The sequence below is a fragment of the Stenotrophomonas sp. STK17_22 genome, from assembly GCF_051983905.1.
GTDB lineage: Bacteria > Pseudomonadota > Gammaproteobacteria > Xanthomonadales > Xanthomonadaceae > Stenotrophomonas > Stenotrophomonas maltophilia_A.
Genome location: NZ_CP197010.1, coordinates 2,840,028 through 2,861,992, shown reverse-complemented (window position 1 = coordinate 2,861,992; position 21,965 = coordinate 2,840,028). Strand labels below are relative to the sequence as shown.

The window sequence follows — 21,965 nt, the reverse complement described above, 5'->3', positions numbered from 1 at the left end:
GTGTCCACCTTGGTGGGCACGCGGCGACGCGCCCACCAAGGTGGGCGACTACCTACACCATCCCGCCATTGGCGCGCAGCACCTGGCCGTTGATCCACCCGCCATCGGCACCGGCCAGGAACGCCACCGCACCGGCGATGTCCTCCGGCGTACCCAACCGTTCCAGGGGATTCATCTTCGCCAACCGCTCGATCAGTTCCGGTGACTTGCCCTCCAGGAACAGGTCGGTGGCGGTCGGGCCGGGAGCTACTGTGTTCACGGTGATGTTGCGCCCACGCAGCTCCTTGCTGAGGATCGCTGCCATCGTTTCCACCGCCGCCTTGCTGGCCGCGTACACGCTGTAGTTCTCCAGTCTGATGCCGACCACGCTGGTGGACAGGCTGATCAGGCGGCCGCCGTCGCTCACCCGTCGCGCGCTTTCGCGCAGCACGTTGAAAGCGCCTTTCAGGTTGATCCCGATCACCCGCTCGAACAAGGCATCGTCGCTGTCGGCCAGCGGCGCCAGCTGCAGCACGCCGGCACTGTTGACCACCACGTCGATGCCGCCGAAACGGGCCTCGATGGCGTCGAACAGCTGGCGCACCGCCTGCGGGTCGGCCACATCGGCCTGCAGGGCAACGGCCTGCGCGCCGGCGGCGTTGAGTTCGGCGGCCAATGCCTCGGCATCATCGCGGCGGCCGGCATAGTTGATCACCACGGCGTGGCCATCGGCGGCGAGCCGGCGCGAAATGGCGGCACCGATGCCGCGGGAGCCGCCGGTGACCAGGGCGACAGAGCGGGTGGGGGAGAGGGTCATGGTCGGTTCCAGCAGGGCGCGCCGGAGTGGCGCAGGGCCATCTTCGCGACATTGTCTTTTCGGATAATCCTGCATAATCCGTCAACATCATCCGGATCGCCGAACAATGGACCGCTTCACGGCCATGCGCGCCTTCGTCCGTATCGTCGAGCGCCGCAGCTTCACCCGGGCTTCCGAGGACCTGGGCCTGCCACGGGCCACGGTGACCGACGCGATCAAGGCGCTGGAACAGCGGCTGGGCGTGCGCCTGCTGCACCGGACCACGCGGCTGGTGGTACCCACGCTGGAAGGCGAGGCCTTCTATGGGCGTTGCCTGCGCCTGATCGCCGACATGGATGATGCCGAGGCCGCCTTCCGTGACGCGCCGCCGCGTGGCCCCTTGCGCATTGAGGTGCATGGCACGCTGGGCCGCCACCTGCTGTTCCCGCATCTGCCGGAATTCCTGCAGCGCTACCCGGAGATCGAACTGGAGGTCAGCGAAGGCGACCGCTATGTTGACCTGCTGCGCGAAGGCGTGGATGCGGCGTTGCGCGTGGGGACGCTGGCCGACAGCGATCTGGCGGCGCGCCGGTTGACGATGCTGCGCGAGGTGACGGTGGCCGCGCCTGGCTATGTGCAGGCGCACGGCCTGCCCGATACCATCGAATCGCTGGAGAAAGGCCATCAGATGGTCGGCTACCGCTCCAGCGCCACCGGCCAGCTGATTCCGCTGGAGTTCCAGCAGGGTGGGCACGTGCGCTACCTGGCGCTGCCTGCGCAGGTGCGAGTTTCCGGTGCGGATGCCTTCCTCGGCGCCGCGCTGGCGGGCCTCGGTATCATCCAGGCGCCGCGCTACCGGATGGACCCGTATGTCGGAAGCGGGCAGCTGGTTGAACTATTGCCGGACTCGCCGCCGACACCGAGCCCGTTGAGCCTGGTCTACCCACGGAACCGCACGCCATCGCCGCGGCTGCGGGTGTTCATTGATTGGGTGGCCGGGGTGTTCGACCAGATGAGGTAGTGCCGGCCGCTGGCCGGCAACTGCAACACGCTTGATGTGCCGGGGTTGCCGGCCAGCGGCCGGCACTACCGGGCGGCGACGGTCGGCAGCACCAGCTCGAACACGGTGCCGGCTTCATCGGAGGTCACGCTTACCGTTCCGCCATGCGCCTGTGCGATCGCGCGGGTGATCGCCAGGCCCAGTCCGGCGCCCTCGTGGCGGCCACGCTCGCCGCGATAGAAGCGATCGAACAGGCGCGGCAGTGCTTCTTCGGCAATCGGCGCGCCGATGTTGTGCACGCTGATCCTGCACAGGTTGCCGTCCTCGACCAGCCGCACCCGCACGTCGCTGCCCAGCGCCGCGTGCTTCAACGCGTTCGACAGCAGGTTGGCGATCGCCCGGTGCAGCATCAGCCGGTTGCCTTCGACACGCGCGGTGCCTTCGCGATGCAGGGTCAACTGCCGGTCTTCGGCCAGCAGGTCATAGAACTCCAACAGCGAATCCACCACTACGTCCAGCGCCACCGGCTCGCGCGAAGGCAGCGCGCCGGGCGCCTCGGCCTGCGCCAGGTACAGCAGGTCCCCCACGGTCTGCGCCAGCTGCTGCAGCTCCTCGGCACAGGACACCAGCGTCTCGCGATAGGCCTCGTTGCTGCGCGGGTGCGCCAGCACCACCTGCACCTGGGTCAGCATATTGGTGATCGGCGTGCGCAGTTCATGGGCCAGGTCACCGGAGAACCCGGTCAGCCGCGCGAAGTCCTGCTGCAACCGTGCCAGCATGCCGTTGAGCGTCTGCGCCAGCTGTTCCAGTTCGGCCGGTGCACTGCGCGCGCTCAGGCGGCGCTGCAACCGGCCGGCGGTGATCTGCCGGGCTTCATCGGCCAGCGTGCGCAGCGGTCGCAGTGTTCGCCGCACGACGTAGCCACCGAGCAGGCTGCTGGCCACCGCGGCACCGATGATCGCGATCGCCAGCAGGTGGCGGAAGCGCTCCAGGAAGTCGGCATGGCGGTCGTCGTCGATGGCCAGCAGGGTCACCAGCTGGCTGCCATCGGCCAGGGTCAGGCGCAGGTGCAGGGCATGCATGCAGCGACCATCGTCGAGAATCCAGTCGTGCCGCCGTGGCGCGGCGCCGATGGGCTGGCTGCGTGCGTGCTCGCGCAGCAGTGCAGGTGCGGTCGAGAACAGCACGGCTCCGTGGCCATCGACAATGTGGAAGGCGATATCGGGATGATGGCTGAGCGCCTCTGCCAACCGCGGGCCGCGTGCGGCGGCGGGCCCATTGCCAGCAAGATCGCGGATCAACGCAACCTTGTTCTCCAACTCGGTGAAATCCTGTGCGACCAGATCGTGACGGGCACTGACGTAGATCGCCACGCCCAGTGCCGCCAGCACCAGCGTGGCCACGGTGGCGAACAGCAGCGTCAGCCGCACCGCGATGGAGCGGCGCAGGCTCATCCGTTGCGCGCGGCGCTGTCGTCCGGCGCCTCCAGTACATAGCCCATGCCGCGCACGGTAATGATCAGCTTGTCGGCGAAATCATCGTCGATCTTGGCGCGCAAGCGGCGGATCGCCACATCGATGACATTGGTGTCGCTGTCGAAGTTCATGTCCCACACCTGCGAGGCGATCAGCGAGCGCGGCAGCACTTCGCCACGGCGGCGTGCCAGCAGCTCCAGCAGGGTGTACTCCTTCTGGCTGAGGGAGATGCGCTGGCCGCCACGCTCCACCCGGCGGCGCTGGGTATCCACCACCAGATCGGCGATGACGATGCGTTCGGCCTGCGGCACCGCCTGGCCCCGGCGCAGCAGGGTACGCACGCGCGCCAGCAGTTCGGCAAAGGCGAACGGCTTGCCCAGGTAATCATCGGCCCCAAGCTCCAGACCCTGCACACGGTCGGCGATGCTGCTGCGCGCGGTCAGGAACAGTACCGGCACCTGCCAGCCGGCCTCGCGCAGCCGCGACAGCACATTCCAGCCATCCAGACCGGGCAGCATCACATCGAGAATGACCAGCTGGTACTCGCCGCTACCGGCCAGGTGCAGCCCGTCGACGCCGTTGCAGGCGAGATCGACCACGTAGCCGGCCTCGATCAGGCCCTGGCGCAGGTAGTTGCCGGTCTTGGGTTCGTCTTCGACGATCAGCAGTTTCATGGTGCGCCCATCATCGCAGCTTGGACGTGGGCTGGCTGCGCAGTCTCATGCCAGCGGATCCAGCGTGCCGAGAATCGCGACACAGGCCAGCACCAGCACGGCCAGTACCGATTCGCAGGCCAGGCTGTGGCGCAGTGAACGCAGCGGCCTGGGCTGCCAGCCACCCCGGATGGAGACCGCCAGCGCCGGCACCAGCCGCCAGCGATGCAGCGCGGCCAGGCCCAGCATGCCACCCACCAGTGCCAGCTTGAGCAGCAGCCAGCGTCCATGCGCGGCGCCGGTCAGGGTCTGTATGGAACCGCCGAGATCGACATAGGTATAGGTGCCGGTCATCGCCAGCAGGGCGACGATGATCGTGCCGGGCAGGGCGAAGCCGTGCGCGGCCTGCCATAGTTCGTGGGTGCGCTCGCGCCGGCTCGGCCCTTGCCGACGTAGTGCCAACTGTACGATGGCGGAGATCGCACCGATCCAGGCACCGGCCGCCAGCAGGTGCACGATGCCGGCAGCAAGACGCAGCCGGCCAGCGACCCCATCGCCAGCAGCGGCGTGGCCGTTCCAGGCGAGGCTGGCCAGGGTCACCGTCGAGAGTGCCAGCAGTGCGAGGCGGCGCAGGCCCTGTACGGGGCGGTTGATGGCCAGCAGCGGCAGCATTGCCAGCAGGGCCAGGATGCGCAGCAGACCCGCTTCACCCACCGGCGTACCGGTAAGAAACCAGCGCGCTGTCTCGCCATCGATGTCGACCGGTGGTATGCCAAGCACGCCGGACAAACGGGTGACCGCATCGATGCCGACCAGCACCAGTGCCACCAAAGTGAGGCCCAGCGAGACGCTGCGCGGCAGTCCGGGGCGGACGAACAGCATCCGCCCGAACAGCAGCATCAGGGCCAGATACAGCGCCAGCCGCAGCGCGTATGGCGAAAGCTCGGCCACAGCGATGGCCTTACTTCACGGTGAAGCGGTAGGTGCCGGTGATCGGATGGCTGTCCTGGCCGACCGCGCGCCACTGCAGCGCGTAACTGCCGGCGGGCAGCGGCTTGGCAAAGCGCGCGCGCAGGGTGTGGCCGTCCTCGGAGATCTCCTGCGCCGTGGTTGGCATCGCCATCTTCATGCGGCCGTGGTCCATGCTCAGTTCGATGCGGGTGGCACGCGGCATCACCTTCTCACTGAACTGCAGCTCGATCTGGCTGGCCGGGGCCACGGTGGCATCGGCCGCTGGCGTCGAACGCACCAGGCTGGGATGGGCCAGCGCCAGCGGCGCGGCCGAAAGGCCGGACAGCAGCAGGGCGAGCGGGGCGACGCGGAACAGGGAGCGGGTCATATGCGGATCACCGATGAGGAAGTGGCCTGCAGGGTGACGTCCACCGCCTTTCGAGGCCCTGACCTGGACATTACCAGTTTGTAATGTTGGCGGCCGGCCAGCGGCCGGCACTACCGGGCCCGTGACTGCGCGATCCATGCTGAGGGCGAACAACCGACCACACGCCGGAACGCCGCGCTGAACTTGCTGGGATTGGCATATCCGCTGGCCAGCGCAACCTCGGTGACACGCCGGCCCTGCGCGAGTTCGGCGCGCGCCCGCTGCATGCGGTGCTCGGTCAGGAACGCATAGGGCGGCAGGCCAGTGGCCGCACGCAGCGCGCGGCCGAACGTCGCGGCCTCCATCTGCACTGCAGCGGCCAGCTGTGGAACGGTCAGCGCCTGGCCGTGTTGCGCGTCGATGTAGGCCTCCAGTTGCCGCAACCGTCGGGCAGACAGTGGGGACACCGTGCCACGCGCCTGGCGCGGCTGACCGGCAAGCTGACCCAGGCGGTGCAGCAGCACCTGCGCGCCATGTTCGAGGAAGCCGGGCAGGCAGGCGTCGGCCTGTGCGCTGGACCACAGCGCCTGCAGCACCGAAGTCACCACCGGATCGCGGTGCAGCCGCGCCGCCAGGGGTTGCAGGTGCTGCAGCGCCGGCGCGTCGTGCGGCAACATGCGGGTATCGATGGCGATGCCGAGCAGATCGACTGCAGGGCTGGCATAGGTGCCAGACTCTCCCGGCAGTACCAGGTTGAACTGTCCGGGCCGCCACGGCGCCTGCAGAAGACCGCTGAGGGTGCGCTGCTGCAGCCGACCGCCGCCGCCCACGGCCATGCCCAGGCGCAGTTGCTGCGGATGTCCCATCTCACCTTCGCTGGCATCGAAGCGATGGCGCAGCAGCACCATCCCACCGTCATCGCTGGCGTAGGCCGCAGGGGCCTGCGGGCCGGTTTCCTGCAGCAGCTGGTCGGCGAGGGCGGGCATCACGGATCCGGGAATGGAGCGGCACTGCCGGAAATGGAGTGGCGGCGTCGCGTGAATGTTACAGGATAACACTCTTGCCCGCGCTGCCGCCGCTCGCGCGTCCGCCACTCCATTCGCCGAGGTTCCCCGTTGAAGTCGTCCACGCCCGCCGCCGCGCTCGTCGCGGCATCCCTGCTCATTCCTGCAATGCCCGTGCTCGCCCAGCAGGCCGACCCTGCCACGCTCGACGGTGTCCGCGTCACCGGTTCCAAGCGCGATACCCCATACCTGAAGAGCGATCTGTCGGTGACGGTTCTCGACAGGCAGGCGCTGAAAGAAGCGGGCGTCACCGAGTTCCGTGACCTCGACAAGCTCGCGCCGAACGTCAGGTTCAATGCGATGGGCCAGCTCAGCAACATGTTCATCTCGATCCGCGGCATCGAGTCCAATCCATTCCTGGTCAATCGTGCCTCGGTCTATATCGATGGCATTCCGTTCCGCGAGCTGAGCAATGCCGTGCTCAACCAGGTCGAGTCGGTGGAGGTGCTGCGCGGCCCGCAGGGCACGCTGTACGGCGCCAACAGCGAATCCGGCCTGGTACTGGTGCGCACACGCGGCCCGGCTGATGCACGCGAGGGCGAGATCAATGTGCGCAGCACCTGGTTCGGCAACGGCAATGGCACCGCTCTCGATGGCTTCCTGGCAGGGCCGCTGAACAAGACGGGCAGCCTGTCCGGCTCGGTGGCGTTCATGGGCTCCGATGAGGACGCCTACCTGAAGAACCTCACGCCTTCCGGTGCGCGCGGCAAGGTCGGCGAAGGCTACCTGCAGGGCAAGCTGCGCTGGCAGCCGAGCGATTACGTTTCGGTGAACGCGCTGGCCTACCACCTGCGCACCCGCGCGCCGGGCATGTTCGAGTATGAATACCTGCCGCTGGATACCGGCCTCTATAACCGCACCTACGGCACATCGCTCAATGGCGGCCGCCGTGCCGGAGACTTCACCTACATCAACGACGCGCCCAAGCGCACCGAAAAGGACGAAACGGTGGCGGGCCTCAGTGCGCAATGGCAGCTGCAGGCCGGCACGCTGGACGTGGCCGCTTCCTGGCGGGACGAGGAGGTGACCTCGGCCGGCTACGACTTCGACATGACCAACAGCCCGGCATTGGCCGGTCGCATCTACGACAGGAAGAAGGAATGGACGGCCGAGGCGCGCTTCAGCTCGCCCAGCGACCAGGCGTTGACCTGGATGGCCGGTGTGTCGACCTACCGCAACAGCAAGGATTCGATCCTGGGCACTTTCGTCGGACCGGCGCTGCATGGGCTGGACAGCTACAACCTGGCGCCGCGGCAGACCTCCAAGGGCGAGGACTACAGCGTCTTCGCCACCGCCAGCTACACCTTCCCGGCGGTGCCGAAGCTGACGGCCAGCGCCGGCCTGCGCCATGAGCAGGCACGGCGCTCCACCGAACAGCGTGCCGGTGCGCTGGACCTGGGCGCCGGTGGCCGCGTGCTGTACCGCGATGCCGCGCTGGCGCATACCTTCTCGGCCACGCTGCCGCGGGTGTCACTGCGCTACGACGCCACTGACGACCTGTCCTTCTACGCGGCCTCGGCCAAGGGCTACATTCCGGGTGGCTTCAATCTTGCCGCGGCGCAGAGCGATGTGGTCAACGACAAGGTACTGCGCTACGAATCCGAGCGCATGTGGAGCCATGAGCTGGGCTTCAAGATGAACCTGGCCGGCGGCCGTGGCCACATCGGCGGCGCGCTGTTCCACATCACCTCGGACAACTGGCAGGAAATCCAGGTGGCCACCGATGGCAACGGCCGCCCGATCTCGTCGGACTACGTCGGTTCGGATGCCTCGATCCGTTCCCGCGGTGCCGAGCTGGAGGGCGTGTTTGAAGTGCTGCCGGGCTTCACCCTGATGGCGAATGTGGGCTACGTCGATGCGAAGTACACCAGGTTGTGGGTCAGCGTGGACCAGAACCTGGATGGCAAGCGGGTCAAGCTGACCCCTCATTACACTGGCTATCTGGCGGCGCGCTATCAGTTCGACTCAGGCATCCATGCACGGCTGGAATCGCAGTTCACCGGCTCCAGTGCACTGGATGAACGCAACCGCGCGTTCCAGCCCGCAGTGGCCGTGCTCGGTGCGCAGCTGGGCTATGAGACCGGGCCGTGGAGCGCGCGGGTGTTCGTGCAGAACCTGACCAACAAGCGCCGCATCAATGGCCTGATCTTCGACAACCTGGCCTTCGGGCGCGACGGCAACTATTACGGCCCGGTCGACAGCCCGCGCATCTTCGGCGCGGAAGTGGGCTACCGCTTCTGAGGAGGCGGGCCGCGCGCCGGCCAGCGGCCGGCGCTACCGGTCCAAGGAAACGGTAGTGCCGGCCGCTGGCCGGCATCTTCGGAACGCTACCTGTGGCCGTGCAATGCCCGCCGGTTGCCGATGTGCGCGCATGCCAGCAGCACGCCACCGCAGGCAGTGGCCACACCATGCCAGAGCAGCGATTCCTTCAACGGCAGGTACAGCGACGCCGACACCAGCAGGACCGTGCCAACCACGGCCAGCCGCACCGGCAGCCAGCGCCCATGCCGGTGCAGCCCGGCCGTGGTACTGGCCAGCGCCAGCGTCGAGGCCATCATGGCGAACAACCATTCCCAGCGCGACATCATCAACAGCAGCGTCATCACGCCGTGGCCGGGGTGCTGGAACGAGCGCAGCGCCATCATTGCCGCCGGCACGAAGGCCAGCAGCAGTGGCAGGGCGATGCAATGGGCGGCGCAGGCCAGCGACAGCCAGGCGCCGGCTAGATCGAAACGGGGATGCCAGCGTGCCGAAGTTGGCGGCTGGGCCAGAGCCCTTGCAGGGGTCGGGGGGATGTGGTCCATTATGTTACATAGTAACAATTGGAGTCTCCCCCATGAAGCTTCCTGCTGCTCTTTTCCTGCTGCTGGCTGCCAACGCGGCCCAGGCACACGATGTACGCCAGCACGCGCCACACGTGCACGGCCAGGCCACCGTTGATCTCGCACTCGACCAGGGAACGCTGGAGTTCGCCCTGCAGGCGCCGGGTATCGGCATTCTTGATTTCGAGCGGCCGCCCGCCAACGCGACCGAGCAGGCGGCACTGTCGCGCGCCACGGCATTGCTGAAGGGCGGCAGCTGGGTGACCCTGCCCACCGCCGCCAACTGCCGCCTGGCCAGCAGTGACGCCAGTGCCGAAGGCTTCGCTGCGACCGCCGCTGTGCCAGCGGCCGGGCAGCATCGCCACGCCGGTTTCACTGCCAACCTGCAGTATCGCTGCACGAATCCGAGTGCACTGCGCGCCCTGGTCGTGCGCCTGCCGGTGCTGTTCCCCGGGTTGCACGAAGTCATCGTCAACAGTGCGACGGCCAACGGTCAGGACCGCAGCGTGCTGAGTGCCGACAACCTGCGCGTGGTGCTGGCGCCGTGAGCACGCCAGCGGTGATCGCCCTGGAGGATGTGCAGTTCGGCTACGCAACACGCCTGGTGCTGGATATCCCGCAGCTGCTGATAGAGCAGGGCAGCAGCGTGCTGTTGCGTGGAGTGAGCGGGGGCGGCAAGAGCACCTTGCTCGGCCTGCTGGCCGGCGTCCTGCTACCCGGCAGGGGGCGCGTCGAAGTGGCGGGTCACGCGCTGCAGATGATGCGGGGTGCCGCGCGCGATCGCTTCCGTGCCGATCACCTGGGCGTGATCTTCCAGCAGTTCAACCTGCTGCCGTTCCTCAGCGTGCGCGACAACATCTCGCTTGGCCTGCGCTTTTCTCCGGTGCGCAGTGAGCGCATCAGCGGGCCGCTGGACGACGAGATCCTGCGCCTGCTGGAAGCGCTGCAGCTGGACCCGGCGCTGTCCAAGCGTGCGGCCGGTACCCTGAGTGTCGGCCAGCAGCAACGCGTGGCCGCCGCACGCGCCCTGATCGGCCGCCCCGCAGTACTGCTGGCCGACGAGCCGACTTCGGCGCTGGATCGCCAAGCTGCGACCGCCTTCCTGCAGCTGATGTCCGCACAGTGCCGGGCCGCCGGTACCACGGTTCTGGTGGTCAGCCACGATGAAAGCCTGCAGCCCTTGTTCGACCGCACCATCGCGTTGTCGCAGATCAATCACGCAGGTGGCACTCATGCTTGAACTTGCCTGGGCCAGCCTGCGCAGCCGCGCATTGAGCGTCAGCCTCACCGTGCTGGTGATCACCCTCAGCGTGGTGCTGCTGCTCGGTGTTGAGCGCGTGCGCACGCAGGCGCATGAAGGTTTCGCCAGCACCGTCTCAGGCACCGACCTGATCGTCGGTGCCCGCTCCGGGCCGGTGAACCTGCTGCTGTATTCGGTGTTCCACATCGGCGACCCGACCAACAACGTGTCCTGGCAGTCCTACCAGGAGCTGTCCTCGCTGCCGCAGGTGAAGTGGGCGGTGCCACTGTCGCTGGGCGATTCGTGGCGCGGCTACCGCGTGGTCGGCACCAGTGGCGGCTACTTCGAGCACTATCGTTACGGCGCGGGACATGCGCTGGCGTTTGCACAGGGAAGGCCGTTCGACGATCTGTACGACGCCGTGATCGGCGCAGAGGTGGCACGCGCGCAGAAGGTCGGCCTCGGCGACGAGATCGTGCTGGCCCATGGCACCGGCGCGGTCACGCTGGCCACGCATGCCGACAAGCCGTTCCGTGTGGCCGGCATCCTGCAGCGCACCGGCACGCCGGTCGATTCCTCGGTGCTGGTCTCGCTGCCGGCCATCGAGGCGATCCATGTCGACTGGCGCTCCGGCGTGCAGCTGCGCAGCCAGAGTGTCAGCGCCGAGCAGGCGCGCCATCTGGACCTGACCCCGACCAGCATCACCGCCTTCATGCTCGGCCTGAATTCGCGCATCGCCACGTTCTCGGTACAGCGCAGGATCAACGAGTACCCGGACGAGGCGATGCTGGCGATCCTGCCCGGCGTGACGTTGCAGCAGCTGTGGCAGTCACTGGGCACCGCCGAGCGGGCACTGCAGCTGATCAGTGCGATGGTGGTGCTGCTGGGCATGGTCTCGCTGGTGGCGCTGCTGGTCTCGACCCTGCAGGAGCGCCGGCGCGAGATGGCGGTGCTGCGTGCCATCGGTGCACGCCCTGGCTATATCGCCAGCCTGCTGGTGGTGGAGGCGGTGGCGACCAGCGCGCTTGCCTGCGTGCTCGCACTGGCCGCACTGGTGGTGGCCAGCCTGGCCGGGCGTGGCTGGGCGCTGGCCAACTTTGGCCTGTCGATCACCCACATCTGGCCGGATGGCCGCGAACTGGCGTGGGTCGCAGGTGTGCTGGCGATCAGCGCGGTGGCCGGCCTGGTACCGGCGCTGCTGGCCTATCGGCGCACGCTGGCCGATGGCCTGTCACCCGGGGGCTGAGCATGCGCTGGTTGCCGCTGTTGCCAATCTTGCTCGTGCTGAGCGCCTGCGAACGCACGGTCGATACCGGCGTGCAGGCGCTGACACCGTCGCCGGTGATCGATCGCGATGCCCCGGCAGCTGCCGAAGAACAGGAGCTGGACTGGCTGCAGATGATGCCCAGGGACGAGCTGGCCGCGCTGGAACGCGGCGACGGCCCGGAAGTCGAGCACAACGGCAACCGGCGCATGCCGCAGTTCGGTACGTTCCGCACCGTGGACACCGTACTGCAGCGGCCGGTGCGCTTGCCGGGTTACGTGGTGCCGCTGGCCAACGCGCAGGACGGGCGGCTGACCGAATTCCTGTTCGTGCCGTACTACGGCGCCTGCATCCATGTGCCGCCGCCACCGCCGAACCAGATCGTGCACGTGGTGCTGCCGCGCCCGATCGAGATGCCGGACATGTATTCGCCGTTCTTCCTGGCCGGTACCCTGCGCGCCGAACGGCTGGACGATGATCTGGCCGGCTCCGCCTACACCATGCGCGATGCGCAGCTGAGGCCGTATGAACCGTAGCGTCCTGATCGGACTGACCTGCTGCCTGGGCCTGTTGGGGTGTACGCAGGCGGGCGGGGGAGCCACCACCGGCGCCGCAGCACCGGCACAGCCGGCCACGACCGAGGCGCCCATCGACCGCTGGGATGCACTGCGGCCCGACGAAGTGACCTACCAGCGTCCGCCGCCGCAGATCGGCCTGTCACGCAATGGCATGGACGGGGTGGGCGGGCTGATCGATGACACCGGCTCGGGCACGCCACCGGGGCAGGAGATCGACCATTCCAGCCCGGATCGCGCCAAGCAGTTCGGCTCTTCGCGCGTGGTCGACGCTGTCGACGGTCGCGCGGTGGATCTGGATGGCTACGTGGTGCCGCTGGGCACCAACGACGCGGGACTGGTTGAGGAACTGTTGTTCGTGCCGTTCTACGGGGCCTGCATCCATGTGCCGCCACCGCCACCGAACCAGATCATCCATGTGACCCTGGCCACGCCGATCGCACTGGGAGATCTGTGGGACCCGTACCGGCTTGCCGGCCGCCTGCAGGTCAAGCGCTTCGATGCGGATATCGCCAGCGCGTCCTACGACGCGGCGGCGGCGACACTGACGGCGATCCACAATTGAAGCGCACGCGTTGGATCATCGTTGCGGGCGTGTTGGTCACCAGCGTGGTGTTGCTGGTGTGGTGGCACCTGCGCGTCGACGTGACCGAGCCACCGGCGATCGCCTTCCCGGCACCCGCGACCGATGCCAGCCAGCGCATCGAACAACGCCTCGGCGAAGACCACGCTTTTCGCAACGACGTGCTGTTCCTGCTTGCGGCAACGTTGCGCGACCGCTGCCAGCCGGCACAGACGGGGCTGCTGGCGCGCATGGCCAATCGTGCATCGCTGCCGGTGCTGGCGGCGGTCAGTGCGGTGACCCAGCAGGATCCATCGCTGGACCGGCCGATCTACCAGTACATCCAGCACCGGGCCGATGCGACGCCGTGTGGCCAGCCGCTGCAGATGCCGTTGGCCGGTGGGCGCAGCATGGCCGTGGACATCGAGCAGTACGCGCGCACCTTCCCGGACAGCTATTTCGACCCGCAGCGCAGCAGCGAGCCGCGGGATTTCGGCGGCCTGTCGCTGCAGCAGCGGGCCGGTAACGCCTGCAACAGCGTGGTGTATTCGGTGTTGCCGCTGGGTGGCACCGATTGGCGATGCAGCAGCCTGCGCGCCAATGCGCGTGCGCGGGTGCGTGGGCTGTGCGAGGACGAACTGCGGCGCCAGCATGGGGGAACGGGCGGGGAACTGGACATGGCCGTGGGGCAGGGCATGCAGGGTGCGGTGGTGTCGGCGATTGCCGCGCTGCCGGAAGACTGCCGATAAGCGTTTACCAGTAGAGCCAGGCCATGCCTGGCTGGCGGTTCAGCCAAGCAGACTTGCCCCTACAGACCCTGAACTGGTGGATTCCGAAGATCATAACTATACAGGACATCCGGTATAGTTATGGCTGTACTCCATCCCACCAGGTTCTCCCATGGCTTTGTCCCAGCCCCTGGCCGGTGCTCCGGCCCTGTCGCGTGCCCGTCGCTGGGCGCTGTTGTTCACCGTCGCCGCCGGCCTGCTGCTGGTTACGCTCGACAACTCCGTGCTCTACACCGCACTGCCCACCCTGACCGAGGAACTCTCGGCCAGTGCCGGCCAGGCACTGTGGATCATCAACGCCTATCCGCTGGTGATGGCCGGCCTGCTGCTGGGCGCTGGCACGCTCGGTGACCGCATCGGTCATCGCCGCATGTTCCTGATCGGCCTGGTGGTGTTCGGCACCGCCTCGCTGGCGGCGGCCTTCGCCGACAGCGCCGCACAGCTGATCGCCGCCCGTGCGTTCCTGGCGGTCGGTGCAGCGGCAATGATGCCGGCCACGCTGGCGCTGATCGGCCTGAGCTTCCACGAAGAGCGCGAGCGCAACATTGCCATCGCCATCTGGGGTTCGGTGGCCATCGTCGGTGCGGGACTGGGTCCGATCATCGGCGGCTGGCTGCTGCAGCACTTCTGGTGGGGCTCGGTGTTCCTGATCAACGTGCCGGTGGTGGTGGTGGCCTTCGTCGCAACCCTGCTGCTGGCACCGGAAGGCCAGCGAGATACCTCGCGGCCGTGGGACCTGGTGTCTTCGTTGCTGGCATTGGCGGCGCTGTCCGGCCTGGTGCTGGCGATCAAGTCGCTGATCGCTACACCGCCGTCGTATGCGCTGGGTGCCGGTGCGCTGCTGCTGGCCGTCATCAGCGGCGCGGCGTTCGCACGTCGCCAGCAGCAGTTGCCGTACCCGTTGCTGGACTTCGCGATCTTCCGCAATCCGGCGTTCCTGGCCGGCACGCTGTCGGCGGTATTCACCCTGTTTGCGATGGCTGGCCTGCAGCTGGTTACCACCCAGCGTTTCCAGCTGGTGGCGTGCTTCACACCGCTGCAGGCAGGCCTGCTGGTATCGGTGGCGGCGCTGGGCAGCCTGCCGAGTGCACTGCTGGGTGGCAGCATTCTGCACCGCGTGGGCCTCCGCCCGCTGATCTGCGGCGGCCTGGCCGCAGGTGCTCTGGGTGTCGGCGTGGTGGCGTTCGGCTTCCCGCACGGCCTTGGCTGGGTGGTGGCTGGCATGGCGATCACCGGTTTCGGCATGGGCTCGGCCATCTCGGTGGCGTCCACTGCCATCCTCAACAATGTGCCGGCACACCGCGCGGGCATGGCCTCGTCGGTGGAAGAGGTGTCCTACGAATTCGGTGGCCTGCTGGCGGTGGCGATGCTGGGCAGCCTGAGTGCGGCAATGTACGGCGCCTTCCTGCCGGCCTCGGCCGACATGCCCGAGCTTGCCCGCGAAGGCTTCACCCAGGCGCTGCACGCGGCACGCGAAAGCGGGCAGGGCGAGTGGTTCGCACTGGCCACGGCCGCGTATGACCGCGGCTACCAGATCGTGCTGCTGGTGATCACGGTGGTGCTGGCAGTGGGCGCGGCGATCATCGCGCGCCTGCTGCGGGGGCGCGTCGGTGGCCGCGAGGGTGCGGCCGATCGCGTAAAATGACGCGATGAGAACCAGCAAGCGCGACCGCATCCTCGACGCCGCCGTCAACGTGATCAATCGTGACGGCGTGCGCGCGGTGACCTTCGAGTCGGTGGCGGCCGAGGCCAAGCTGACCCGCGGCGGCCTGCTGTACCACTTCCCGTCGCGCGAGGCGCTGCTGCGCGGCATCGACGAGCACCTGGTGCAGGCCTGGGAGACGTCGATGGAAACGCTGCTGGGCAAGCGTGCGGAGGAAGCATCTGCGCTGGAGCGCTACCAGACCTTCGTGCGCGTCTCGGCGCAGAGCGCCACCCGTGCCGAACTGATGTTCATGCTTGAATCGGCCGACCCGGACGCCGATGAGCGTCCGTGGGGACCGGCTGTGCGGCGCTGGGCACCGTTGCCGCCGTCGGCCGGACAGAATGACCCGGCCGCGCTCGACAACTTCGTGGCGCGGCTGGCCGCCGATGGCCTGTGGATCTACGAAGCGATGTACGAAGGGCAGCTGGATGAAAGCGTGCGCGGCCAGGTGGCGGAGCGCATCGCCGGGCTGCTGGCGAAGTCTGATGGGACGTCCAGCTGAGCCGTCGACCGACGCGGGGACGCCGCTCTTGGTAGAGCCGACCGCTGGTCGGCTGCTCACGAAAATCCCGCGCTTCGCGCGATAGTCGACCAGCGGTCGACTCTACCCCTCATCCATTTACCCAGCCTGCGCTGCGCTCGCGGCCAACCACGTCCTGGGCGACGCCCCCAAGCGCTTGCGGAACGCCTTCGACAACGACGCGGTATCGGCAAACCCCACCTCGATCGCCACCTGCTTGACCGCCACACCTGCCCGCAGCTGCGCGCAGGCCAGGCTCAGCCGCCAGTCGAGCAGATAGCTTGCCGGCGTGGCCTGCATCACCTCCTTGAACACGGCTGCGAACGCGCTACGCGACATGCCGGCGGTCGACGCCATGCGCGGCAGCGTCCATTCGTCCTGCGGCGCCTGGTGCATCGCCACCAGCGTGCGTGCCAGCCGCGCGTCGGACAGCCCGCGCATCAGCCCATGGCTGACGCCCGCCGCATCGGGATGATCCACCACCCAGCGCAGGATCTGGATCAGCGCCACTTCGAACAGCCGGTTGGTCAGCAGCCGCGAACCGCAGCGTTGGCGGTCGGCCTCGGTGAACAGCAGATGCAGGGTGTCGTCCAGTTCGCTGATCGCGGCCAGCGGCACCACCATCACCGGCGGTAGCGACTGCACGATAGGGTTGCGCGCGCCACCATCGAAGTCGAGCGTGGCGCAGGTGAAGTCGGGGCCATCCAGCGGCGCATTGAAGAACACGTGGTGCAGTGGCTGCGGGTACAGCAGCAGGCTCGGGGTGTCGATCTTCAACCGAGGCAGCGCGGTATCGCCATCGGGATGGCGGACCTCCATCTCACCCTGGCGCAGGATGTGCAGGAACGCGCGCCCGGGTTGCGGCTCGAACACCTGCCGTCCACACAGCGGGCCGCTGTGGAACAGCGCGGCCTGCACGCGGAAGCGTTCCAGAAGGGAGGACAGGCGGTCGGGTGCGGAGGTGTCGGTGGGTATGCGCATGGACGAATGGACAACATTTGTGGATTATTACGGTCAATAAGTCCGTCGAGTCTACCTAGGATGAGCGGGTCGTCCAATCCCGGGCGCTTTCCCAAGGAGATCCACCATGTCCCGTGTCCCCCTGATCGATGCCGCCAACACCACCGCCGACCGCCAGGCCCTGCTGGGCCAGGTCCACGCCGCCTTCGGTGCCACCCCGGCCATGTTCCGCGCGGTGGCCAGTTCGCCGGCCGCCCTGCAGAGCATGTGGGGCTCGTTCGGCGCACTGGGCGGCGGTCGCCTGTCGCCGCTGCTGGGCGAGCAGATCGCCGTCGCCATCGCCAACCGCAATGCCTGCGAATACTGCCTGGCCGCGCACACGGCGCTGGGTCGCAAGGCCGGCGCCAGCAGCGAGCAGATGGCTGCCGCGCAGATCGGCCAGTCCAGCGATCCGGCCACTTCGGCGGCGCTCGACTTCGCGCTGAAGGTGGTCGAGCAACGTGCGCAGATCGCCGACAGTGATGTGCAGGCGTTGCGCGCAGCCGGCTTCGATGACGAGCAGATCGTCGAGATCCTCGCCCATGTGGCGCTCAACCTGTTCACCAACTACGTCAACGTGGCGTTCGACGTGCCGGTGGACTTCCCGAAGGTGGCGCTGCGCTGAGGTACGGTCTGGCCCGGGTGGCAATGGGCCGCCCGGGCCGGTCGAAAGGGAGCAGACGGGGTGATCGGCGCTACCTGTCGTCCGCCTGCAGCCGCTCGGGGTGCGTATACACATTGAACCCGCTCTCCCGCGCGAATCCGACCAGGCACAGTCCGGCACTGCGGGCCAGGTCGATCGCCAGCGCGGTCGGCGCAGACACCGCTGCCAGCACGCTGGCACCCGCACGTATCGCCTTGCTGACCATCTCATAGCTGGCGCGGCTGGAAATCACCAGCAACCCACCGTCGATGGCGTGCTCGTTGTGATGGAGGGCGCCGATCAGCTTGTCCAACGCATTGTGACGGCCCACATCCTCGCGCACCCAGCCGATCCGCCCGCTGGCATCGGCCCAGGCCGCGGCGTGCGTCGATCCGCTCACCGCATTCATCGGCTGATGCTGCGCCAGCGTGGCCAGCGCGCGCTGCAATGCGGCATGCGGATAGGTGCGGCGCTCACGGATCTGCGGCAGCGGGCGCAGCACATCCTCCAGCTGGCGCGTGCCGCACAGGCCGCAGCCACCGCGACTGGGCAGCAGGCGGCCATTGGCCGGATCCAGATCGGCACCGGGTGCGTCTTCGGAAACGGTCATCTGCAGTTCGATGCCCTCCAGCTGCGGGCGGACCTCGATCGACAGCAGTTGCGAGGGCGCAGTGATCAGCCCCTCGCTGAGCGAGAAACCCAGCGCGAAGTCTTCCAGGTCGCAGGGCGTGGCCATCATCACTGCGAAGGCGGCGCCGTTGTAGCGCAGTGCAACCGGCACTTCCTCGGCCACCACGTCGACCTGCTGCTGGTGCCCCTCGCTGCGCCAGCGCTGCAACGGGCGCTGCGCCGTACCGGCAGGCGGGATGTGCGGCGGGGTCGAGTCAGGCATGCAGCGCGTCCGGGCAAGGGAAATACGCAGGTGGTGGACCACCTACGGCTTCGAGAATAGCGCAGTGGCCGGGCGCTGACGCGGGTGTAACCGTTGTCATGGCAGGCTGCGCTGAAAACAGCGTCTGCCTCTGGCGAAGCGGCCTTGTCCGTGCTTGACTGCGGGGCTGGCCGCGCTGCAGACGCCGTATCCGGCCCATCCCCCGCCGTTGATTGTTGTGCTCCTCCCGCCAGGTTCCCGAACATGTCCGAGCAGAAGCCGCCGCGTTACAAGCCCTACAACCAGCCGGCCGGTGGCTGGGGTGCCGCCGGCGCCACGGCCAAGGTGCTGTTGCAGCAGAGTGTGATCGGCAAGGGCTCGAAGGCGCTGCTGGCGATGAACCAGCCCGGTGGCTTCAAGTGCCCCAGCTGCGCGTTCCCCGATGCCGACGAACGCAAGAAACTGGAATTCTGCGAGAACGGTGCCAAGGCGCTGGCCTGGGAAGCCACCCAGTTCCGTGCTGGCCGCGAGCTGTTCGCCCAGCACACGGTCACCGAGCTGATGGCGCAGACCGACTACTGGCTGGAGATGCAGGGCCGGCTGACCGAGCCGATGCGCTACGACGCGTCCACCGATCATTACGTGCCGTGCAGTTGGGATGAGGCGTTTGCCTTGATCGGCCATCATCTGCAGGCGCTGGACAGCCCGCACCAGGCCGAGTTCTACACCTCCGGCCGTACACCCAACGAAGCCGCGTTCCTGTATTCGATCTTCGTGCGCGAGTTCGGCACCAACAATTTCCCGGACTGCTCGAACATGTGCCACGAGCCGACCAGTCGCGGCCTGCCGCCGGCCATCGGCGTGGGCAAGGGCACCATCGTGCTGCAGGATTTCGAGCACGCCGAGGCGATCTTCGTGATCGGCCAGAACACCGGCACCAATTCGCCGCGGATGATGAGCAACCTGGTCGAGGCGCGCAAACGCGGCATCCCGATCGTAGCGGTCAATCCGATGCCCGAGCGTGCGTTGATCCGTTTCGCCGAGCCGCAGGATGTGGTGCAGATGGCCACGTTCGGTTCGACCGAGATCACCAGTGAGTTCGTGCACATCCGCATCGGCGGCGATCTGGCCCTGATCAAGGGCATGATGAAGGTGATGTTCGAACGCGAGGCGCAGGGTGAGCGCGTGCTCGACCATGAGTTCCTGTCAGAACACACGGTGGGCCTGGAGGCGCTACGCGAAGACGTGCTGGCGCAGGACTGGGACGAGATCGTGGAGGTCTCCGGCATCACCCAGGCGCAGATCCGTCGCTGCGCCGAGATCTACATCCGCTCCAAGGCCACGGTGATCTGCTATGGCATGGGCCTGACGCAGCATCAGTATGGTTCGACCCTGCTGCAGCAGGTGGCCAACCTGCTGTTGCTGCGTGGCAACTTCGGCAAGCCCGGTGCCGGTATCGGGCCGATCCGTGGCCATTCCAACGTGCAGGGCGACCGAACCGTCGGCATCGACGAGAAACCCAAGCCGGCCTATCTGGACCGCGTACAGCAGGTGTTCGGCTTCGATCCGCCGCGCGAGCACGGTCATCACGTGGTCGAATCGATCGAGGCGATGCTGGACGGCAGCGCCAAGGTGTTCATCGGTATGGGCGGCAACTTCATCCACGCCGTGCCCGATACACCGCGCGCGTACGAGGCCATGCGTGGCCTGGAGCTGACGGTGGGCATCGCCACCAAGCTCAATCGCGGTCATCTGGTACACGGCCGCGATGCCTTGATCCTGCCGGTAGTCGCGCGTTCGGAGCGCATCGTTACGCCTGCCGGCGAGCAGTTCGTCACCATCGAGGACGCGATGTCGAACGTGACCGCTTCGCGCGGCGTGCTCGAGCCGGTCAGCACGGACGTGCTCCCGGAGGTCGAGATCGTCTGCCGCATGGCGATGGCAACATTGCCGCACAGCAAGGTCGACTGGGCGGGGTGCATGCATGACTACGCTCCCATCCGGGAGCTGATCGCGGCGGTGTACCCGGAGATCTACACCGGCTTCAACGAGCGCATCCAGCAGCCGCACGGCTTCCACCTGGACATTCCGCCGCGCCGCCGGGTGTGGCCCACGCCCAACGGCAAGGCCAACATCCTGGTGATGCCAGGCCTGGACGTGGACGCGCCGGTGGACGATCCCGGGATGCTGCGGTTGGCCACGGTGCGCTCGCACGACCAGTACAACACCACCATCTACAGCTACAACGACCGCTACCGCGGCGTGTACAACGATCGCATGGTGCTGTTCATGAACATCGAGGACCGGCTCGCGCGCGGGCTGGAGAAGGAGGCGTTGGTCTGCCTGGAGACGATCAGTGGCGACGGAGTGCAGCGGCGCATCGAGGGCCTGACCGTGCTGGACTACCCGATGCCGCGCGGCGCCCTGGCCGGTTACTACCCCGAGTTGAACCCGCTGCTGCCGCTGGACTACTACGACCGGGTCAGCGGTACCCCAGCGGCCAAGTCGATCCCGGTGCGGATGAGCGCAATGGTGGCGGCGATTGCGTGACGCGCGCATCGGCTATCATCAGCGGGTGAATCTGCCTGGCCTTCTGCTGCGATGGATGTTGCTTGTTGCCCTGGTGCTGAATGCACCGGCGCTTGCGGTTGCCTCATCCTCGTACGCGGCGCAGTCCAGCGCGGACCACTGCGCCGCACCGCATCCGGCGGCCATGGCCGGATGTTGCGACGAGGCAGCATCAACGGTCTGCCAGAGCAATGAGTGTGAATGCCCGCCGGCCAGCCTCGGCATGCTGGCCGCCCTGAGCGGAACGCCAGCGTTACCCTGGCGCGAGGCGCCTTTGCCAGCCAGCACCCAGCAACGCGCACCGCCGCCGTTGCCGGATCCGCTACGGCCGCCCATCGTGTGATTCCCTGCAGGCCTCAAGCGCCTGCCGTAGCTGCTCGACTCATTCTCGACTCTGCCTGTGCCTTCGGTGCGCAGGCAGCGGGCCGCGTTGCCCGCATCTGCAAAGGAATCAACACCATGAACCGTTCTCTCTCCCTCGGCCTGCTGCTGGGCACCGTGCTGGCCACCACCGCCTGCGCGCGTGCTGCCGAAGAATCGCCTGCTGCGCCGGTTGCCAGCCAAGCCCCGCCGGCACCGATCAAGGCCAGCCCGTCGCAGGTGGATCCGGCACTGCCCATCGCCATCGTGCACAAGACCGCCAGCTGCGGCTGCTGCGGCATCTGGGTCGACCACCTGAAGGCCGAAGGCTTCCAGGTGGATGTTCGCGATACCGATGACATGAACCCGATCAAGGTCCGGCTGGGTGTGCCGGTCGGCAAGGCGTCCTGCCACACCGCCGAGATCGGTGGCTACGTGGTTGAAGGCCATATCCCGGCCGAGGACATCAAGCGACTGCTGGCGGAGCGGCCGGCCGCGCGCGGCCTGGTGTTGCCGGGCATGCCGGCCGGCTCGCCGGGCATGGAAATGCCGGACGGCTACGTGCAGCCGTACACCGTTGAACTGGTGCGCAACGATGGCACCACCGAGCCGTTCGCGCAGCACGGCCAGGGCGGCTGACAGGCGGCGGTGCCGGTCGTCCTGACCGGCACCCCTCGGAGAGCCGAGCCCACCCTCGGCATGCTCTTTGTAGAGTCGAGCCATGCTTGTATGTTCCTCCCGGCTCCTACGCGGTATGTAGGAG

23 protein-coding genes are annotated in these 21,965 nt (G+C 67.6%); 14 read left to right on the top strand and 9 right to left on the bottom strand.

The genetic code is table 11. From position 1 onward, the window contains the following. Positions 1 to 52: 52 nt before the first annotated feature. The gene (locus tag ACSYS9_RS13340) at positions 53 to 796 is read right to left on the bottom strand and encodes an SDR family oxidoreductase (protein ID WP_071227982.1); all 744 of its coding nucleotides are present in this window, start codon (positions 794 to 796) and stop codon (positions 53 to 55) included. 106 nt (positions 797 to 902) lie between these two features. Here ACSYS9_RS13340 and ACSYS9_RS13335 point away from each other — a divergent pair, with 106 nt between their 5' ends. Continuing rightward, positions 903 to 1,796 (top strand): LysR family transcriptional regulator, encoded by an 894-nt coding sequence (locus ACSYS9_RS13335; RefSeq protein ID WP_071227983.1) that lies wholly within the window; start codon positions 903 to 905, stop codon positions 1,794 to 1,796. Positions 1,797 to 1,861: 65 nt separating this feature from the next. On the opposite strand, the gene ACSYS9_RS13330 is transcribed toward ACSYS9_RS13335, so the two are convergent. The 5 genes from ACSYS9_RS13330 to ACSYS9_RS13310 form a co-directional block, all read right to left on the bottom strand. Further along, on the bottom strand, positions 1,862 to 3,229 hold the full coding sequence (locus ACSYS9_RS13330; RefSeq protein WP_071227984.1) for a heavy metal sensor histidine kinase: 1,368 nt from the start codon (positions 3,227 to 3,229) through the stop codon (positions 1,862 to 1,864). Continuing rightward, positions 3,226 to 3,924 (bottom strand): heavy metal response regulator transcription factor, encoded by a 699-nt coding sequence (locus ACSYS9_RS13325; RefSeq protein WP_071227985.1) that lies wholly within the window; start codon positions 3,922 to 3,924, stop codon positions 3,226 to 3,228. The genes ACSYS9_RS13330 and ACSYS9_RS13325 overlap by 4 nt, the downstream gene beginning before the upstream one ends. A 45-nt stretch (positions 3,925 to 3,969) precedes the next feature. Next, a complete protein-coding gene (gene copD, locus ACSYS9_RS13320) occupies positions 3,970 to 4,854 on the bottom strand; it encodes a copper homeostasis membrane protein CopD (protein WP_071227986.1) in 885 nt (294 codons plus the stop codon). Positions 4,855 to 4,864: 10 nt separating this feature from the next. After that, positions 4,865 to 5,242 carry a copper homeostasis periplasmic binding protein CopC gene (copC, locus tag ACSYS9_RS13315; RefSeq protein WP_049399735.1) on the bottom strand — a complete coding sequence of 126 codons (378 nt, stop codon included), beginning with the start codon at positions 5,240 to 5,242 and terminating at the stop codon, positions 4,865 to 4,867. A gap of 110 nt (positions 5,243 to 5,352) precedes the next feature. Beyond that, positions 5,353 to 6,207: a helix-turn-helix domain-containing protein gene (locus ACSYS9_RS13310; protein ID WP_071227987.1), complete on the bottom strand. Its 855-nt coding sequence runs from the start codon at positions 6,205 to 6,207 to the stop codon at positions 5,353 to 5,355. A 186-nt stretch (positions 6,208 to 6,393) separates the two neighbouring features. On the opposite strand from ACSYS9_RS13310, the gene ACSYS9_RS13305 reads away from it, so the two are divergent. Beyond that, a complete protein-coding gene (locus ACSYS9_RS13305; protein ID WP_071227988.1) occupies positions 6,394 to 8,526 on the top strand; it encodes a TonB-dependent receptor in 2,133 nt (710 codons plus the stop codon). 86 nt (positions 8,527 to 8,612) lie between these two features. Here the strand turns inward: ACSYS9_RS13305 and ACSYS9_RS13300 are convergent, their stop codons facing one another. Continuing rightward, positions 8,613 to 9,089, bottom strand: coding sequence for a MerC domain-containing protein (locus ACSYS9_RS13300; protein WP_071227989.1), 477 nt, complete (start codon positions 9,087 to 9,089; stop codon positions 8,613 to 8,615). A gap of 32 nt (positions 9,090 to 9,121) precedes the next feature. Here ACSYS9_RS13300 and ACSYS9_RS13295 point away from each other — a divergent pair, with 32 nt between their 5' ends. The 8 genes from ACSYS9_RS13295 (at position 9,122) to ACSYS9_RS13260 (ending at position 15,743) form a co-directional block, all read left to right on the top strand. Then, positions 9,122 to 9,655, top strand: coding sequence for a ZrgA family zinc uptake protein (locus ACSYS9_RS13295; RefSeq protein ID WP_071227990.1), 534 nt, complete (start codon positions 9,122 to 9,124; stop codon positions 9,653 to 9,655). After that, complete coding sequence (locus ACSYS9_RS13290) at positions 9,652 to 10,347, top strand: ATP-binding cassette domain-containing protein (RefSeq protein ID WP_071227991.1); 696 nt, start codon at positions 9,652 to 9,654, stop codon at positions 10,345 to 10,347. Before ACSYS9_RS13295 ends, ACSYS9_RS13290 begins: the two co-directional genes overlap by 4 nt. Further along, entirely contained in the window at positions 10,340 to 11,593 is a 1,254-nt protein-coding gene (locus tag ACSYS9_RS13285; protein WP_071227992.1) for an ABC transporter permease, read from the top strand. The genes ACSYS9_RS13290 and ACSYS9_RS13285 overlap by 8 nt, the downstream gene beginning before the upstream one ends. Before the next feature lie 2 nt (positions 11,594 to 11,595). Then, positions 11,596 to 12,147, top strand: coding sequence for a DUF3299 domain-containing protein (locus tag ACSYS9_RS13280; protein ID WP_071227993.1), 552 nt, complete (start codon positions 11,596 to 11,598; stop codon positions 12,145 to 12,147). Then, on the top strand, positions 12,137 to 12,751 hold the full coding sequence (locus tag ACSYS9_RS13275; RefSeq protein WP_071227994.1) for a DUF3299 domain-containing protein: 615 nt from the start codon (positions 12,137 to 12,139) through the stop codon (positions 12,749 to 12,751). The genes ACSYS9_RS13280 and ACSYS9_RS13275 overlap by 11 nt, the downstream gene beginning before the upstream one ends. Before the next feature lie 17 nt (positions 12,752 to 12,768). Next, positions 12,769 to 13,497 carry a hypothetical protein gene (locus ACSYS9_RS13270; RefSeq protein ID WP_071228004.1) on the top strand — a complete coding sequence of 243 codons (729 nt, stop codon included), beginning with the start codon at positions 12,769 to 12,771 and terminating at the stop codon, positions 13,495 to 13,497. 151 nt (positions 13,498 to 13,648) lie between these two features. Then, positions 13,649 to 15,181 carry an MFS transporter gene (locus tag ACSYS9_RS13265; protein ID WP_071227995.1) on the top strand — a complete coding sequence of 511 codons (1,533 nt, stop codon included), beginning with the start codon at positions 13,649 to 13,651 and terminating at the stop codon, positions 15,179 to 15,181. A 4-nt stretch (positions 15,182 to 15,185) separates the two neighbouring features. Continuing rightward, positions 15,186 to 15,743 (top strand): TetR/AcrR family transcriptional regulator, encoded by a 558-nt coding sequence (locus ACSYS9_RS13260; RefSeq protein ID WP_071227996.1) that lies wholly within the window; start codon positions 15,186 to 15,188, stop codon positions 15,741 to 15,743. A gap of 117 nt (positions 15,744 to 15,860) precedes the next feature. Here the strand turns inward: ACSYS9_RS13260 and ACSYS9_RS13255 are convergent, their stop codons facing one another. Next, positions 15,861 to 16,742 (bottom strand): AraC family transcriptional regulator, encoded by an 882-nt coding sequence (locus tag ACSYS9_RS13255; protein ID WP_071227997.1) that lies wholly within the window; start codon positions 16,740 to 16,742, stop codon positions 15,861 to 15,863. 106 nt (positions 16,743 to 16,848) lie between these two features. On the opposite strand from ACSYS9_RS13255, the gene ACSYS9_RS13250 reads away from it, so the two are divergent. Further along, positions 16,849 to 17,385, top strand: a complete 537-nt coding sequence (locus tag ACSYS9_RS13250) for a carboxymuconolactone decarboxylase family protein (RefSeq protein WP_071227998.1) — start codon at positions 16,849 to 16,851, stop codon at positions 17,383 to 17,385. 70 nt (positions 17,386 to 17,455) lie between these two features. On the opposite strand, the gene fdhD is transcribed toward ACSYS9_RS13250, so the two are convergent. Then, positions 17,456 to 18,295, bottom strand: a complete 840-nt coding sequence (gene fdhD / locus ACSYS9_RS13245; RefSeq protein ID WP_071227999.1) for a formate dehydrogenase accessory sulfurtransferase FdhD — start codon at positions 18,293 to 18,295, stop codon at positions 17,456 to 17,458. Between the two features lie 243 nt (positions 18,296 to 18,538). On the opposite strand from fdhD, the gene ACSYS9_RS13240 reads away from it, so the two are divergent. The 3 genes from ACSYS9_RS13240 (at position 18,539) to ACSYS9_RS13230 (ending at position 21,841) form a co-directional block, all read left to right on the top strand. Then, positions 18,539 to 20,824, top strand: a complete 2,286-nt coding sequence (locus tag ACSYS9_RS13240; RefSeq protein ID WP_071228000.1) for an FdhF/YdeP family oxidoreductase — start codon at positions 18,539 to 18,541, stop codon at positions 20,822 to 20,824. A 25-nt stretch (positions 20,825 to 20,849) separates the two neighbouring features. After that, positions 20,850 to 21,185: a hypothetical protein gene (locus ACSYS9_RS13235; RefSeq protein WP_081352282.1), complete on the top strand. Its 336-nt coding sequence runs from the start codon at positions 20,850 to 20,852 to the stop codon at positions 21,183 to 21,185. A 116-nt stretch (positions 21,186 to 21,301) separates the two neighbouring features. After that, positions 21,302 to 21,841: a DUF411 domain-containing protein gene (locus tag ACSYS9_RS13230; RefSeq protein WP_081352281.1), complete on the top strand. Its 540-nt coding sequence runs from the start codon at positions 21,302 to 21,304 to the stop codon at positions 21,839 to 21,841. Positions 21,842 to 21,965: the final 124 nt, after the last annotated feature.

Coding starts and splice junctions, on each gene's coding strand:
- ACSYS9_RS13340 (WP_071227982.1), bottom strand. CDS start 796: ATGACCCTCTCCCCCACCCGCTCTGTCGCCCTGGTCACCGGCGGCTCC.
- ACSYS9_RS13335 (WP_071227983.1), top strand. CDS start 903: ATGGACCGCTTCACGGCCATGCGCGCCTTCGTCCGTATCGTCGAGCGC.
- ACSYS9_RS13330 (WP_071227984.1), bottom strand. CDS start 3,229: ATGAGCCTGCGCCGCTCCATCGCGGTGCGGCTGACGCTGCTGTTCGCC.
- ACSYS9_RS13325 (WP_071227985.1), bottom strand. CDS start 3,924: ATGAAACTGCTGATCGTCGAAGACGAACCCAAGACCGGCAACTACCTG.
- copC (WP_049399735.1), bottom strand. CDS start 5,242: ATGACCCGCTCCCTGTTCCGCGTCGCCCCGCTCGCCCTGCTGCTGTCC.
- ACSYS9_RS13310 (WP_071227987.1), bottom strand. CDS start 6,207: ATGCCCGCCCTCGCCGACCAGCTGCTGCAGGAAACCGGCCCGCAGGCC.
- ACSYS9_RS13305 (WP_071227988.1), top strand. CDS start 6,394: ATGCCCGTGCTCGCCCAGCAGGCCGACCCTGCCACGCTCGACGGTGTC.
- ACSYS9_RS13300 (WP_071227989.1), bottom strand. CDS start 9,089: ATGGACCACATCCCCCCGACCCCTGCAAGGGCTCTGGCCCAGCCGCCA.
- ACSYS9_RS13295 (WP_071227990.1), top strand. CDS start 9,122: ATGAAGCTTCCTGCTGCTCTTTTCCTGCTGCTGGCTGCCAACGCGGCC.
- ACSYS9_RS13285 (WP_071227992.1), top strand. CDS start 10,340: ATGCTTGAACTTGCCTGGGCCAGCCTGCGCAGCCGCGCATTGAGCGTC.
- ACSYS9_RS13280 (WP_071227993.1), top strand. CDS start 11,596: ATGCGCTGGTTGCCGCTGTTGCCAATCTTGCTCGTGCTGAGCGCCTGC.
- ACSYS9_RS13275 (WP_071227994.1), top strand. CDS start 12,137: ATGAACCGTAGCGTCCTGATCGGACTGACCTGCTGCCTGGGCCTGTTG.
- ACSYS9_RS13265 (WP_071227995.1), top strand. CDS start 13,649: ATGGCTTTGTCCCAGCCCCTGGCCGGTGCTCCGGCCCTGTCGCGTGCC.
- ACSYS9_RS13260 (WP_071227996.1), top strand. CDS start 15,186: ATGAGAACCAGCAAGCGCGACCGCATCCTCGACGCCGCCGTCAACGTG.
- ACSYS9_RS13255 (WP_071227997.1), bottom strand. CDS start 16,742: ATGCGCATACCCACCGACACCTCCGCACCCGACCGCCTGTCCTCCCTT.
- ACSYS9_RS13250 (WP_071227998.1), top strand. CDS start 16,849: ATGTCCCGTGTCCCCCTGATCGATGCCGCCAACACCACCGCCGACCGC.
- fdhD (WP_071227999.1), bottom strand. CDS start 18,295: ATGCCTGACTCGACCCCGCCGCACATCCCGCCTGCCGGTACGGCGCAG.
- ACSYS9_RS13240 (WP_071228000.1), top strand. CDS start 18,539: ATGTCCGAGCAGAAGCCGCCGCGTTACAAGCCCTACAACCAGCCGGCC.
- ACSYS9_RS13230 (WP_081352281.1), top strand. CDS start 21,302: ATGAACCGTTCTCTCTCCCTCGGCCTGCTGCTGGGCACCGTGCTGGCC.